Origin of the sequence: Microbulbifer pacificus (genome assembly GCF_002959965.1) — a bacterium.
Classification (GTDB): domain Bacteria; phylum Pseudomonadota; class Gammaproteobacteria; order Pseudomonadales; family Cellvibrionaceae; genus Microbulbifer; species Microbulbifer pacificus_A.
Map to the genome: position 1 here is coordinate 1,215,699 of NZ_PREV01000027.1, position 13,448 is coordinate 1,229,146.

The following is a 13,448-nucleotide window of genomic DNA, read 5'->3' on the forward strand; positions in this document are numbered from 1 at the left end:
CGTTGTTCGTTTTATTGTGCGGTGGATTTAACGGCTTCAGACAACTGCGCCGGCGTTTCGATATTGTGTGCGACAAGATTGCGATCAATACGTTTCGCCAGCCCTGCCAATACCTTGCCCGGACCGCACTCGACCAACTGCGCGATACCCGCCGCAGCCATAGCCTGAACGCACGATGTCCAGCGCACCGGACTGTAGATCTGTTCAATCATCAACGACTTGATCGCGGCCGGATCAGACTCCGGTTTTGCATGCACATTGTGAATGACCGGCACTTGAGGCGCGAGGAACGCAGTGGCCTCAATCTGTGGCGCCAGCTTTTCTGCAGCGGGGCGCATTAGTTCGGTATGGAAAGGCGCGCTGACCGGCAGCGGCATAGCACGTTTGGCTCCCGCTGCCTTACAGGCCTCAATCGCGCGCTCCACAGCCGCGGAGCTGCCGGCAATCACCACCTGACCTGGCGAGTTGTAGTTCACCGCCGCCACGACCGCGCCCTGTGCAGCCTCTGCGCAGGCCGCCTCCACAGCGGGATCCTCCAGGCCGATCACTGCTGCCATGGCACCCTCGCCCGCTGGCACGGCTTCCTGCATAAGGCGGCCGCGCTCACGCACCAGGCGCACCGCATCTTCAAATGCCAAAACACCAGAGCAGACCAATGCAGACCACTCACCAAGGCTGTGCCCCGCCATCAATGCGGGCTTTACACCACCCTGCGACAGCCAGGCGCGATACAGCGCCACACTCGCAGTGAGCAACAGCGGCTGGGTGCGTTCGGTAAGGTTGATATCTTCCTGAACACCATTCTGTACCAGATCCCACAGATCGTAGCCAAGAACGGAGGAAGCTTCGGAAAAGGTTGCGTTGATTTCAGGGAAGGCCGCGGCCGCCTCCGCCAACATACCGATCTGCTGAGAACCCTGACCGGGAAATACAAACGCCAAAACTGGATTGGTCATGGAACATCCTTCAACCAAATAAGTGGAGCCTTAACTGGGAGGGCCAGGAAGCGGACATCACCGACCAAGGCAGCAGCTCAATCACACCCTGTCGGGCGCTGGGCCTGCAAAGCCATTGCGGCACCCAGTTGCTGCGCAAGGTCTGACTCTGCACACTCCTTCGCGGTTAGCATAGCGCGGTAAAACGCCTCACTACTGGCACCGCCGTGGCTCTTGATGACGTTGCCTTCCAGCCCTAAAAAGCTGGCGCCATTATAGCGACCGGGTTCTAGCTGTGCGCGCCATTTTCGCAACAAATTTATGGCTAATTGGCCAAAAAAACGCTTGATCGGCGCTTTTTTGTCGATGGTAAACGTTTTTTGACCAATAAGTCGGATGACGCCCTCGGCGGATTTCATGGCGACATTTCCCATCAGGCCATTGCACACCACAACGTCGACAATACCGGTAAAAATATCGTGCCCTTCTACAAACCCCACGTAGTTAATACCTGGCAGCGCTTGCAGCAGCTGGCCGGCACGGCGAATTTCCTCAGTCCCCTTGTGCTCCTCCGCACCGATATTCAGCAGCGCGACAGTCAGATCGGACTTGCCGGAAAACACTCTCTGCGCCTCAACCCCCATGCGGGCAAACTGCACCAGATCTTCCGCCGTGCAATCGATATTCGCGCCGAGATCCAGCAGAAAACAGGAACCATCCTCCGTGGGAAGAGATTTTCCGAGCGCCGGGCGTCGCACCCCTTCAACGGTTCCCACGATACTGCGGCCGAGCGCCAACAGCGCCCCGGTATTGCCAGCAGTCACCATAGCGCCGCAGTCGCCACCGGCTACCGCCTCCAGCGCCCGCGCCATCGACGACTCACGCTTGTGCCGTAACGCCTGCACGGGATTGCAGCCCTGGGTTATTACCTGGGCACAGTCAATCACCTCGAGACGCTCACGCACCGAGGGTGGTTCTTTGATCAGAAGGGTTTGCAGCTGGGAACGGGGGCCGAACAGTTTCAGTTCTGCCTGAGGGAATCGAATAAGAAATCTTGAGCAGGCCGGAACGACAGAGCGGGGACCTAAGTCCCCGCCCATCGCATCCACGGCCAATCGCAATTGGCTGGACAAAGCTTACTCTTCTTCGGAAGAGCCGCCGACATCGATCACTTTGCGACCACGGTAGAAACCGTCTTTGGTCACGTGGTGACGGTGGTGTTTCTCACCAGTAGTCGGATCTACGGACAGAGTCGGTCCGCTCAGCGCATCGTGGGAACGACGCATGCCGCGACGGGAACGGGTTTTTTTGTTCTGCTGAACAGCCATGTGGTGCTCCTAAACATACTTAACAGTTAACACCGGAACCGGGGCGCCTACCGGCGAGCCCAAACCCTTCAAACATCCCTCGAGACCAGCGCTCAAGACTTGTTTGACGAACCCTTCAACTGTTCCAGTACTTTAAAGGGGTTTTCCTGTTGCCCAACCGCTTCCGACGCCTTGCCACTGCTGTGGAATTCATCCCGCGGGACACACTCCTCATCGTGATAGGCAACCATCGGCAGGTTGAGCAAAATCTCATCTTCCAATACCTGATACAGATCCAGCTCATCACCGTCCTGTATCACCGGGTCCAGAGACCGGGGTAAGTTCTTACCCTGCTCCTCAGACCACACAAAACCCCAGGCAATATCCGCTTCGATCTGCTCCCGAACCGGCTGCAGGCAGCGCTGACAGGTCAGCTCCACTTGCAACTCGACATGCCCGGTAGCAACCTGATTGCGCTGCAGATCCCTGGCAAACGCCAGGTTGACCGCAACGTCACCAACCACAGACTCAGTGGAAGACACCAGTCTCGGTAATGCGTCCCGCGGTACAATGCCGTCCAGATGCTGCTCGCGCTGCACCAGTTTTCGGGCGTCTATGCGGCGCGGAAGCGCAGATTTCTGGGGGGGTATCGACATAAGCGCGCAATTCTATGGACTCACCTGAGCCTTGTCAAAACAATTCAGCCACCGCATGATCAGCGCCCGAATCCCCGATCCCGCGCCGATCTCTCACCAGACAGCGGGCCCGCAATTCAAGCAAGACGCCCAAGCCATGCGCCAATTGATTCTAGCCTCGAGCTCCCCCTATCGCCGCGCCCTTCTGGAAAAACTGGGCATCCCCTTTGAGTGCGCCGCCCCCTATATAAAGGAAGAAGCACTTCCCGGAGAATCCGCAGCGGAGCTCGCCAGTCGACTGGCGACGGAAAAGGCCCTGGCCTTAACCGATCAGTTTCCGGACGCCCTGATCATCGGCTCGGACCAGGTGGCCGAATGCCTGGGGCAGCAACTGGGAAAACCCGGCACCGTGGAAAACGCCATTGCGCAACTGCAACTCTGCTCCGGGAAGGCGGTGAACTTCCACACCGGACTGTGCCTTGCCGACACAAAAACCGGCACACACAGCACGGTGTGCGAAACCTTCCGTGTACATTTCCGAAAGCTCGACACCAATGAGATCCGGCGCTATGTCGAACTCGACCGCCCGCTCGACTGTGCCGGCTCATTCAAGGCCGAAGGGCTGGGTATCGCTTTATTCGAAAAAATGGAAGGGAACGACCAGAATACCCTGATCGGACTCCCACTTATTCGGTTGATAGACCTTCTCAAGCAGCATCAGCTCGACCCACTGAATTACGCGCCCACCTGATCAGGCAGCAGAGGTCTCCAGGGCGATCACTGTTACACCACACGGTGACGCCGTCACGCCCGACGCAGATTGACCAGTACCGCCTCAAGCTCCGGCGGCAGCGACGCCTTCACGTCGACCCTCTTGCCGTCCGGCAAGGTGCAGCGCACACCGGCGGAGTGCAGAAATAGCCGCTTCAACCCCTGATCACGAAATGCACTATTGACCTCGTCCGGTGCGTACTTCACATCCCCCGCCAGCGGGCAGCCGACAAACTGCGCATGCACTCGAATCTGGTGGGTGCGCCCGGTAACCGGTTCAGCAGACACCAGGGTCGCGCCATTGAAGCGCTCCTCCACCTGGAAGCGGGTCGTCGACGGCTTGCCCGCGCCATCCACCACCACCATGCGCTCACCACTTTTCAGGGTATTCTTCTTCAGCGGCGCTTCGACAATCTTGCGTCCGCGTGGCCACTTGCCCGCCGCGAGCGCCAGATAGGACTTGCCGAGCTTGCCCGCGCGCAACTCAGACTGAATGTGCAGTAACACGGCGCGCTTGCGCGCTACAAGAATCGCACCACTGGTATCGCGATCTAGGCGGTGCACCAGCTCCATAAACGGACTTTCCGGATACATCTGACGCAGGGCTTCAATCAGCCCCAGGCGAACACCGCTACCACCGTGCACGGCCAGCCCGGCGGGCTTATTGACCACCAGCAGCCCGCCCTCATCAAAGAGGATTGCACTTTCCAGCGCCTTGCGCAGGGAATCACCGGCAACCGCCGGCGCCGACTCTTCGGCCATACGGATCGGCGGCACCCGCACCAGATCACCACCCTGCAGCCGATACTCCGCCTTCACTCGCCCCTTATTCACTCGCACCTCACCCTTGCGCAGGATTCGATAGATGCGCGAGCGCGGCACCCCCTTGAGGCGGGCCTGCAAAAAATTGTCGATACGCTGCCCCGCCAGCTCTTCGGGAACGGTAAAAAATTGCACACCGGAGCCCTTGGGCGATGGCGACTGATCAGTACTCATGGAGGAATGGCGACCTGGGAGGTGGAAACGGGAGGGTTACTGCAATACCGGGCGCATGATAGCCCCATGCTCTGCCCTTTTAAAGCGCCGCAATTGAAGCTGTCCATACCCCGTGGTATATTCGGCCGGCCTGAATTGGGGCTGGTTTTCGGCGGTGCACGGTTTTTCTGCTATACAAAAACTCAGGTGCCGCTCTTGAGAAAATACCGCCAGTCGGGCCGGTGCGCGGAAAACCGCGTTATCAACAAAACTCTGTCGGCGAGACACTTCGAGAGCGCGTCAAAAGGCATATCGCGAGATAGCGCCAAAGATTGCACCAAGGGAACGAGGCTAAAATGAGCCACCCCTGAAGCTCTCGCCGACCTGACCCCGCACATAGCGGGATTTTTGCGAAGGTAAGACGGGCTGACGCCCGCAGCGCTTGGAACAAACTCGATTCGTTACATCTCGCTCCGAGAACAATCCGCCAGCGACCGAACTGGCCCCCGGCCCCTGCAACGATGCCTGATGCCATCCTCGCACCCCGGTAACAACTAGATATGACCACCAGGGCCCAGCCACGAGCCGGCCCCGGAGCCAAAAGCGATGTAACCCATGTCTGCCCTACCCGGCAGGCAGCCAGGACCCGCCCGGGAACTAAACGAGGCCGGACTGGCAGGAACGGATACCAAACGAGAACGGGTATCCGGAGTTAACAAAGTATGACGTCCGCAGGTGCCCACAAGGTGGCCCCGTACGGCGCGCATACACACTGCCGTGAACGCGGGACACCCCCTTTCACCGCCGTACCACCAAAGCCTGCGAGCTTCAGCGGTGTTTTGCCTTTGCGTAACGCAAGGAAAAAACAAACGCATGAAGAGAATGCTGATCAACGCAACCCAGCCCGAAGAGCTGCGCGTTGCACTGGTCGACGGCCAATGGCTGTATGACCTGGATATCGAAAACCGTACCCGCGAACAGAAAAAAGCCAACATCTACAAGGGCAAAATCACCCGCGTAGAACCCTCTCTTGAAGCCGCCTTTGTCGACTACGGTGCAGAGCGCCACGGCTTCCTGCCGCTGAAAGAAATCTCCCGCGAATACTTCAACAAGCAGCCCAAAGACATCGAAGGCCGCATCAAGATCAAGGATGTGGTCAAAGAGGGAATGGAAGTCATTGTCCAGGTGGACAAGGAAGAGCGCGGCAACAAGGGCGCCGCCCTGACCACCTTTATCAGCCTCGCCGGCCGCTATCTGGTGCTCATGCCCAACAACCCCCGCGCTGGCGGTATTTCCCGTCGTATTGAAGGGGAAGAACGCAGCGACCTGCGCGACGCGCTCTCTGATGTTGAAGTACCCTCCGGCATGGGCATCATTGTGCGCACCGCCGGCGTTGGCCGCAGCGGTGAAGAACTGCAGTGGGACCTCAACTACCTGCTGCAACTGTGGACCGCGATCAAGAAGGAAGCGGACGAAGCCAAGGCGCCCCACTTCCTGTTCCAGGAAAGCAACGTCATCATCCGCGCCATCCGCGATTACATGCGCGATGACATTGGCGAAGTCATCGTCGATGAAGAAGGTGCCTACCAGCTGGCCGCCGAGTTCGCCCGTCAGGTGATGCCGAACTACGCCAACAAGGTGAAGTACTACGAAGACAACATTCCGCTGTTCAATCGCTACCAGATTGAAAGCCAGATCGAGACGGCATTCGAACGCGAAGTGAAACTGCCCTCCGGCGGCTCCATCGTTATCGACGTTACCGAAGCCCTGGTCTCCATCGACATCAACTCCTCCCGCGCCACCAAAGGCGGGGATATTGAGGAAACCGCGCGCACCATCAACCTGGAAGCCGCGGATGAAATCGCCCGCCAGCTGCGCCTGCGCGACATGGGCGGCCTGGTGGTCATCGACTTCATTGACATGCAGAACAAGTCGAACCAGCGCGAAGTCGAAAAGCGTATGGAAAAAGCGCTCGGCATGGACCGCGCACGGGTACAGGTAGGCCGCATCTCCCGTTTCGGCCTGCTGGAAATGTCCCGCCAGCGCCTGCGTCCGTCCCTGGGCGAAACTACCTTCCGTGTCTGCCCCCGCTGTAGCGGCCAGGGCACCATTCGCGGCACCAAGTCCCTCGCCCTGTCCATCCTGCGACTGGTGGAAGAGGAAGCGAAGAAAGAGCGCAGTGCAGAGATTCGCGCGATCACTCCGGTGAATGTGGCGACCTACCTGCTTAACGAAAAGCGCAAAGCCATTTCCAACATCGAAGCGCGCAACCACACCCGCGTTGTGGTGGTACCGAATGCCGATCTGGAAACCCCGCATTTCGAAGTACTGCGCCTGCGCGACGACGATTCCGCGACCGTAGAGACCTCCTACAAGATCTCGGGCACCATCGAGGAAACGGTCAACAAGAACCGCGAAGAAGAACCTTTGCGTGCGCCGACTGCGGCCCAGCCCGCAGTGCAGCAGATTGCTCACACCGCCCCCGCCCCGACGCCGGTGGCCAAACCGAAGGTGAGAAAAGAGGCCCCGTCCGAACCCGGACTGTTCAGTCGCCTGATCAGCGCCATTGCCTCTCTCTTCAGCGGCAGTGAAGAAAAAGAGTCCGATGGCAAGCACAAGAAAACCACCGGTCGCGGCAAGAATTACCAACAGCAGCGCAACCGCAATAACCAGCGCGGTGGCCGCGGACGCAGCCGGGGCAATCGCGGTGGTCGCCGCGACGAACAGGCCGGCGATGAGCGCGAAGAGCGCAAGTCCGACAACCGCTCCCGTCGCAACGACAGAAACCGCGATGACCGCAATCGTGAAGAAAGCGCACCCGCCGAGCGTCGCCAGGAAACGGAAACCGCTCGTGACACTTCTCGCGACAGCGCCCAGGACAACCGCGAGAATCAGCGCGACGGCCAGCGCCGCAACCGCAGACGTCGCGGTGGCGACCGCGGCGATCGTCGCGAACAGCAGCCAAGTGCAGCGGAAGCGGAAAACCTCAACCTCGACAGCGAGGCGCAAACCGCGGATTCCGATGACGACCAGCAGCGTCCGGCGCGCCGCCCGAGCAATGTGCGCGGACGCCCGCAACCCCGTCGTCGCGGCCGTCGCGGCGACAGCACGGATGTCAGCGATAAAGCAGACAGTGTCGACAGCGAACAGCAGGACCTGAACCGCGAAGTCAATGAGGCCATCGACAACGCCGAGCGCGAAACTGCCGCCAAGCCGGCGCGCGCGGAGCGTGTCGAGGCTGAGCGTGCCGAGAAAGCCGCAACCGACACCCCGGTCGCTGAAAAAGAGCAGCCGCGTAAACGCGATCCTTGGGCCGACGCCAAGCCCCAGGTTGCCGCTGTCGAACCTGCGGTGGAAGCACCGATAGCAAAAGCCTCTGAATCTGAGAAGAAATCCGCAGAGAGGCCTGCGGCCGAGCTCGCAGAACGCATCGCTGATGTGGAAACTGAGGCCCCTGCGGCCGAATCTCAGGATGTCGCTGCCGAGGAAGTTGCACCGGTAGCTGCTGAAGAAGTCGCGCCAAAAGCAACCGCGGACACTTCTGAAGCGGCTCACCCTGCGGAAGCCGTCGTCGAAACGCAAGCGACCGAAGTCGTTGAAGCGGAAGCCGTAAAAGAGGAAGCGAAGGAACCTGCGGCCGTTGAACAGACCGAACCTGAAACAGCCGGCAAGGTGGAAGAAGCCCCTGCGGAAGCGCTTTCAGCAGAGCAACCGGAAGCTACTGCCACTCAAACTGCTACCGCACCGGCTGCCGCCGAGCGCCAGCCTGGCCGCGCCAGCAACGACCCGCGAATCAATCCCAAGCCACTGGTTGATTTCGCTGTCGTTACCGCGCGTCCGGAAATCGGCGAGCTGCGCCCACTGGACACAGCTCAGCCTGCAAACATCACCCATAACCCGCGCCCGCTACAGCGCCCCGCCAATGACCCCCGTGTCAAACGCGATGCGACAATGGAAGCGGGATCTGACTCTGCGGAAGCAGGCTAAGGGAATGGAATATGGGTTGGCTGCTTAAAAATGCAGCTAACCCATTGAACTTCCTTAAAAAAATTGTCTGCGCTCTTGTACCGGAAAAACAGTCCGATATAATGCGCCAACAATTTGGAGGGGTGGCTGAGTGGCCTAAAGCACCGGTCTTGAAAACCGGCGAGTGTAACAGCTCCGTGGGTTCAAATCCCACCCCCTCCGCCATACTGAAAAACCCGGCTTTATGCCGGGTTTTTTTATTGGTAGTTCCTGCTGGGGCAGACTTTGTGCCCCCTCCACTACACTGATGTGACAAGCAAAACCTCACATCACCATGGCCCCGGACAATTCGGCACATCCTCCCCCTATTCTCGACTCGGAGAGCATTCTCGCGTTTGCGATTGCGCTGGGTCTCGGCCTGCTGATCGGCCTTCAGCGTGAGCGCACCAGCGATCGACTCGGCGGGATCCGCACCTTTCCGCTGATTGCCCTGTTCGGCGCACTGACGGCGCACCTCAGTCGCGCGCCGGAGATCAGCTGGCTGATGGTTACAGGCCTGATCGCCATGACCGTACTGATACTGCTCGGCAATCTGGAGCGCCTGCGGGGTAACGACGACTATACCGGCATCACCACGGAAGTCAGTGCACTGCTGGTGTACTTGCTGGGGGCGTTTATCGTACTTGGCGACAAAACCGTGGCGGTGGTGGTGGGCGGGACCATTGCGGTACTGCTGCATTTCAAGCCGGGCATGCACGCCTTCGCGGAAAAGCTCTCGGAAAAAGATCTGCGCTCCATCATGCAGTTCACTGTGCTGTCTCTGATTATTCTGCCGGTACTGCCCAATCGCACTTTTGGCCCATATGACGTGCTCAACCCCTTTTCCATCTGGCTGCTGGTGGTCTTGATTGTCGGCATTGGCCTCGGCGGATATGCGGCTTACAAAACGGTGGGAGCCCGTGCCGGTACCCTGCTCTCGGGATTGATCGGCGGACTGATTTCCTCCACCGCCACGACCGTCACTTACGCGCGCCTGGCACGCAATCAGAAAAAAGCCGTAGGGCTGTCGGCACTGGTGATACTGATTGCCTCGACCACCATGTTCCTCCGTATATTCGTGGAGATCGCGGTGGTAGCACCGCGAAAGCTGACAGCGTTCTTACCGCCACTCGGCATGTTATTTGCCATTAGCCTGGTGATCTGCGCCCTCACCTACCTCCGCATTCGGCAGCGGGAGGACTCCATGCCGGAACCGGGTAACCCCGCAGAGCTGAAACCAGCGCTGATTTTCGGCGCACTGTATGCCCTGGTCACCCTCGCCATCGCCGCGGCCAAGGACTATTTCGGCAATCAGGGAATCTACGTGGTCGCGCTGATTTCCGGTTTCACCGATGTCGATGCCATCACCCTGTCGACCGCCAACCTCGCGGCCCAAGGTGGCATGGAGGTGAGCACCGCTTGGCGCTCCATGGTCATCGCAAGCCTCGCCAACCTGGCATTCAAGGCTGGCGCCGCCGGCGTTCTCGGAGGACTTGCATTGTTTCGCTGGGTATTACTGCTGTTTACGGTTCCCTTCGCTGCGGGGCTGGCTGTGCTGTGCCTTTGGCCCGAGTAATGGAGACTGTTCACGCCCCCGTTTAATCAGCGCACACTTGGCTTAGGTGAACGTTCAAGGCTGGTCTCACCGTCAATCAGAGCTGTTCACTCAATTCCCCATGACTCAGGACCGGTTGGATACTGATCTCCGCATCCAGCGCAACAAACATTTTTTCGTTGTGCGCAATCAGGTTTTTCTGGCTCTCTTCCTCAAACACAAAAAACGCGGCCCGCTTGCCTTCCCTGAGAAAAAAATAGGCTGCTTCCGGCTTGGCTTCCGTTACAAAGTCATCAAACGCCTTCTGCAGGCTGCCATCGCTGGCGGCCGCATTGCCCTTTTCTACCGGAATCACGATTTGCATCAAAAGTCGCATGATTGTCTTCCCCACGTTTTGAATTCCAAAGCAGTAACCCTAGTGTCTGCTAGGCTGAAGCTCGTGCGTATGCACGACACTCGAATCAGTAATTGTTGCTGCCCATTTACCGCACGCTCCGCGCAACGCAGTAACGATTGAATTGCCATTCCCGAATCTGGATCAAACACAAGGTCACCAAATGAAACCCCCATATATACGTTTGGATAAAGATAACGCTGCCGTCTTACTCGTGGACCACCAAGCCGGTCTATTGTCGCTGGTAAGAGATATCTCCCCGGACAAATTCAAGAACAATGTACTGGCGCTGGCGGACTGTGCTGCCTATTTCAAACTCCCCACAATCCTGACCACCAGTTTTGAGGACGGCCCCAATGGCCCCTTAGTGCCTGAACTGAAAGAACGTTTCCCAAAGGCTCCCTATATTGCCCGGCCGGGTCAGATCAATGCATGGGACAATGAAGACTTTGTGGCTGCGGTGAAAGCAACGGGCAAAAAGCAGTTAATTATTGCCGGTGTTGTCACCGAGGTTTGTGTGGCCTTTCCCACGCTCTCGGCAATTGAAGAAGGGTTTGACGTTTTTGTGGTGACCGATGCCTCCGGAACATTTGATGAGCTGACCCGTCACTCAGCATGGAGCCGTATGGCTGCAGCTGGTGCTCAGCTTATGACCTGGTTTGGAGTTGCAGGTGAACTGCACCGGGACTGGCGCAATGACATCGAAGGATTGGGGACGCTTTTCAGCAATCATATTCCCGACTATCGGAATTTGATGACGAGCTATAACACCGTGACAAGTTCAAAGTAGTCCCGCGGTGATCCGCACCCCTTCGGTCATCGTCTGGAAAAGGTCATTGAAGCAAACATATGTCTGACTCACCCGAACGCGAAGTTGAATCAGGCATTGCGGGCCCGACACGTCGACAGGTCATCAAAGGCTCTGCGGCCTTTGGCGCACTGACGCTGTTGGGACCGCTTGCGGGAAAGGCATCGGAATCCACGGGTAGTGCTGTGACAGATCTGATTCTTCGCAACGGTGTCATCACAACCTTCGATCCCAGGCAACCGGAAGTCACGGCGATTGCTCTGCAGAAGGGATTGGTACAGGCCATCGGCAACGACAGAGACATCATGGCACTCGCCGGCGGCGAGACACAGGTAATCGATCTCGGCGGCAAACGGGTCATCCCAGGCTTGAATGACAGCCACACACATCTGATCCGCGGTGGGCTGAATTACAACATGGAGTTGCGCTGGGAGAATGTCCCCTCTCTCGCCGATGCGCTGCGGATGTTGAAAGACCAGGCAGAGCGCACACCGGCACCGCAGTGGGTTCGCGTCGTTGGCGGCTGGTCGGAATTCCAGTTTGCTGAACGACGTATGCCAACACTGGCGGAAATCAACCAGGCTGCGCCCGATACCCCCGTGTTCATTCTCCACCTCTACGCCCATGCGCTGCTCAATCGCGCCGCTCTCAAGGCAGCCGGTATCGATCGGAATACACCCAATCCTCCCGGCGGTGTCATCGAGAAGGACAGCAAGGGCGAGCCCACCGGGATGTTGATTGCCAAGCCATCCGCGTTGATTCTCTACTCCACCCTGGCAAAGGGGCCAAAGCTGCCATTGCAGGACCAGATCAATTCCACACGCCATTACATGCGCGAAATGAACCGACTTGGCATCACCTCGGTTATTGATGCCGGCGGCGGCGGCCAGAATTACCCCGATGATTATGAGGTTGTGCAGAAGCTCGACCGCGACAACCAGCTCACCGTGCGCATCGCGTATAACCTGTTTGCACAGAAGGCGGGCTCGGAGTTAAGTGATTACGAGCGCTGGGTCGCCATGACGGAGCCCGGTGCCGGTTCCACCATGTTGCGGATGAATGGCGGCGGCGAGAACCTGACCTGGTCCGCGGCTGATTTCGAAAATTTTCTCGAACCCCGCCCAGATCTTGCCCCTACGATGGAGAAGGAGCTGGAACCCATTGTTACATTGCTGGCGGAAAACGAGTGGCCATTTCGCATTCATGCCACCTACGACGAATCCATCGACCGGTTTCTCACCCTGTTTGAACGGGTGAACGGCAAGACGCCATTCAAGACACGTTTCATCATCGACCATGCGGAAACAATCAGCGAACGCAATATGGAGCGCATCAAGGCGCTCGGCGGCGGTATTGCCACCCAGCACCGCATGGCGTTTCAGGGGGAATACTTCGTCGACCGCTACGGAGCGGATGCGGCGAAAACCACACCCCCCATCGCAAAAATGCTCGCCATGGATCTACCGGTCGGTGCCGGCACCGACGCCACACGGGTTGCCTCCTATGATCCCTGGACGGCGCTCTACTGGATGGCCACCGGCAAAACCGTCGGCGGCCTGTCACTCTACGACCGCGAAAACATTCTCGATCGTGCCACCGCGCTGCGCCTGTGGACGGCGGGCTCCGCGTGGTTCTCGGGCGAAGACAAGGTAAAAGGTACCCTCAGGCCCGGGCAATACGCCGATCTGGCGGTGCTCGCGCAGGACTATTTCAAGGTCAGTGACGATGCCATTCGCCAGATCATTTCCGAACTCACTATTGTCGGCGGCAACATCGTGTATGCCGCCGGTCCGTTTTCGCGCTTTGATCCCCCTCTGCCACCGGCAAGCCCCGGCTGGAGCCCCGTGCGCAGCGAGCCCTCGCCGGCCATGCGCCAGGCCAGGGCGCCGCTCCGGAGCGGTGCAACCCAGCGTGCCTGCCACGACAGTTGCGCAAGTACCTGTGCGCTCCACGGACACAATCACCAGATCGCCTGGAACTCACCGATACCCGTGGGCAGTCCGCGGGATTTCTGGGGCGTGCTCGGATGCTCCTGCTTCGCATTCTGAACGGCGGGTACATTC

General features: G+C 58.7%; 11 protein-coding genes and 1 tRNA gene. 6 read left to right on the forward strand and 6 right to left on the reverse strand.

Features of this window, described 5'->3' with window-relative positions; translation table 11 throughout:
* Positions 1–11 precede the first annotated feature (11 nt).
* From fabD to C3938_RS15890, 4 genes are all read right to left on the reverse strand, one after another.
* On the reverse strand, positions 12–956 hold the full coding sequence (fabD, locus tag C3938_RS15875) for an ACP S-malonyltransferase (protein WP_105104194.1): 945 nt from the start codon (positions 954–956) through the stop codon (positions 12–14).
* Positions 957–1,033: 77 nt separating this feature from the next.
* Positions 1,034–2,044 (reverse strand): phosphate acyltransferase PlsX, encoded by a 1,011-nt coding sequence (plsX, locus tag C3938_RS15880; RefSeq protein WP_267893062.1) that lies wholly within the window; start codon positions 2,042–2,044, stop codon positions 1,034–1,036.
* A 27-nt stretch (positions 2,045–2,071) separates the two neighbouring features.
* Positions 2,072–2,263, reverse strand: a complete 192-nt coding sequence (gene rpmF, locus C3938_RS15885) for a 50S ribosomal protein L32 (RefSeq protein WP_043316110.1) — start codon at positions 2,261–2,263, stop codon at positions 2,072–2,074.
* A 92-nt stretch (positions 2,264–2,355) separates the two neighbouring features.
* Positions 2,356–2,898 carry a YceD family protein gene (locus C3938_RS15890; RefSeq protein ID WP_105104196.1) on the reverse strand — a complete coding sequence of 181 codons (543 nt, stop codon included), beginning with the start codon at positions 2,896–2,898 and terminating at the stop codon, positions 2,356–2,358.
* 136 nt (positions 2,899–3,034) lie between these two features.
* On the opposite strand from C3938_RS15890, the gene C3938_RS15895 reads away from it, so the two are divergent.
* Entirely contained in the window at positions 3,035–3,628 is a 594-nt protein-coding gene (locus C3938_RS15895; RefSeq protein ID WP_105104572.1) for a Maf family protein, read from the forward strand.
* Positions 3,629–3,681: 53 nt separating this feature from the next.
* On the opposite strand, the gene rluC is transcribed toward C3938_RS15895, so the two are convergent.
* Positions 3,682–4,644 carry a 23S rRNA pseudouridine(955/2504/2580) synthase RluC gene (rluC, locus tag C3938_RS15900; protein WP_105104197.1) on the reverse strand — a complete coding sequence of 321 codons (963 nt, stop codon included), beginning with the start codon at positions 4,642–4,644 and terminating at the stop codon, positions 3,682–3,684.
* 852 nt (positions 4,645–5,496) lie between these two features.
* On the opposite strand from rluC, the gene rne reads away from it, so the two are divergent.
* From rne to C3938_RS15915, 3 genes are all read left to right on the forward strand, one after another.
* Positions 5,497–8,610, forward strand: a complete 3,114-nt coding sequence (rne, locus tag C3938_RS15905; RefSeq protein WP_105104198.1) for a ribonuclease E — start codon at positions 5,497–5,499, stop codon at positions 8,608–8,610.
* A gap of 116 nt (positions 8,611–8,726) precedes the next feature.
* A tRNA-Ser gene (locus C3938_RS15910) sits at positions 8,727–8,814 on the forward strand.
* Between the two features lie 109 nt (positions 8,815–8,923).
* Positions 8,924–10,204, forward strand: coding sequence for an MgtC/SapB family protein (locus tag C3938_RS15915; protein ID WP_105104199.1), 1,281 nt, complete (start codon positions 8,924–8,926; stop codon positions 10,202–10,204).
* Positions 10,205–10,280: 76 nt separating this feature from the next.
* On the opposite strand, the gene C3938_RS15920 is transcribed toward C3938_RS15915, so the two are convergent.
* Positions 10,281–10,559 (reverse strand): hypothetical protein, encoded by a 279-nt coding sequence (locus C3938_RS15920; protein WP_158681734.1) that lies wholly within the window; start codon positions 10,557–10,559, stop codon positions 10,281–10,283.
* 181 nt (positions 10,560–10,740) lie between these two features.
* Here C3938_RS15920 and ycaC point away from each other — a divergent pair, with 181 nt between their 5' ends.
* Positions 10,741–11,367, forward strand: a complete 627-nt coding sequence (gene ycaC, locus C3938_RS15925) for an isochorismate family cysteine hydrolase YcaC (protein ID WP_105104201.1) — start codon at positions 10,741–10,743, stop codon at positions 11,365–11,367.
* Between the two features lie 59 nt (positions 11,368–11,426).
* A complete protein-coding gene (locus tag C3938_RS15930) occupies positions 11,427–13,433 on the forward strand; it encodes an amidohydrolase (RefSeq protein WP_105104202.1) in 2,007 nt (668 codons plus the stop codon).
* Positions 13,434–13,448 lie beyond the last annotated feature (15 nt).

Coding starts and splice junctions, on each gene's coding strand:
- rpmF (WP_043316110.1), bottom strand. CDS start 2,263: ATGGCTGTTCAGCAGAACAAAAAAACCCGTTCCCGTCGCGGCATGCGT.
- C3938_RS15895 (WP_105104572.1), top strand. CDS start 3,035: ATGCGCCAATTGATTCTAGCCTCGAGCTCCCCCTATCGCCGCGCCCTT.
- C3938_RS15890 (WP_105104196.1), bottom strand. CDS start 2,898: ATGTCGATACCCCCCCAGAAATCTGCGCTTCCGCGCCGCATAGACGCC.
- fabD (WP_105104194.1), bottom strand. CDS start 956: ATGACCAATCCAGTTTTGGCGTTTGTATTTCCCGGTCAGGGTTCTCAG.
- C3938_RS15920 (WP_158681734.1), bottom strand. CDS start 10,559: ATGCGACTTTTGATGCAAATCGTGATTCCGGTAGAAAAGGGCAATGCG.
- C3938_RS15930 (WP_105104202.1), top strand. CDS start 11,427: ATGTCTGACTCACCCGAACGCGAAGTTGAATCAGGCATTGCGGGCCCG.
- ycaC (WP_105104201.1), top strand. CDS start 10,741: ATGAAACCCCCATATATACGTTTGGATAAAGATAACGCTGCCGTCTTA.
- rluC (WP_105104197.1), bottom strand. CDS start 4,644: ATGAGTACTGATCAGTCGCCATCGCCCAAGGGCTCCGGTGTGCAATTT.
- rne (WP_105104198.1), top strand. CDS start 5,497: ATGAAGAGAATGCTGATCAACGCAACCCAGCCCGAAGAGCTGCGCGTT.
- C3938_RS15915 (WP_105104199.1), top strand. CDS start 8,924: ATGGCCCCGGACAATTCGGCACATCCTCCCCCTATTCTCGACTCGGAG.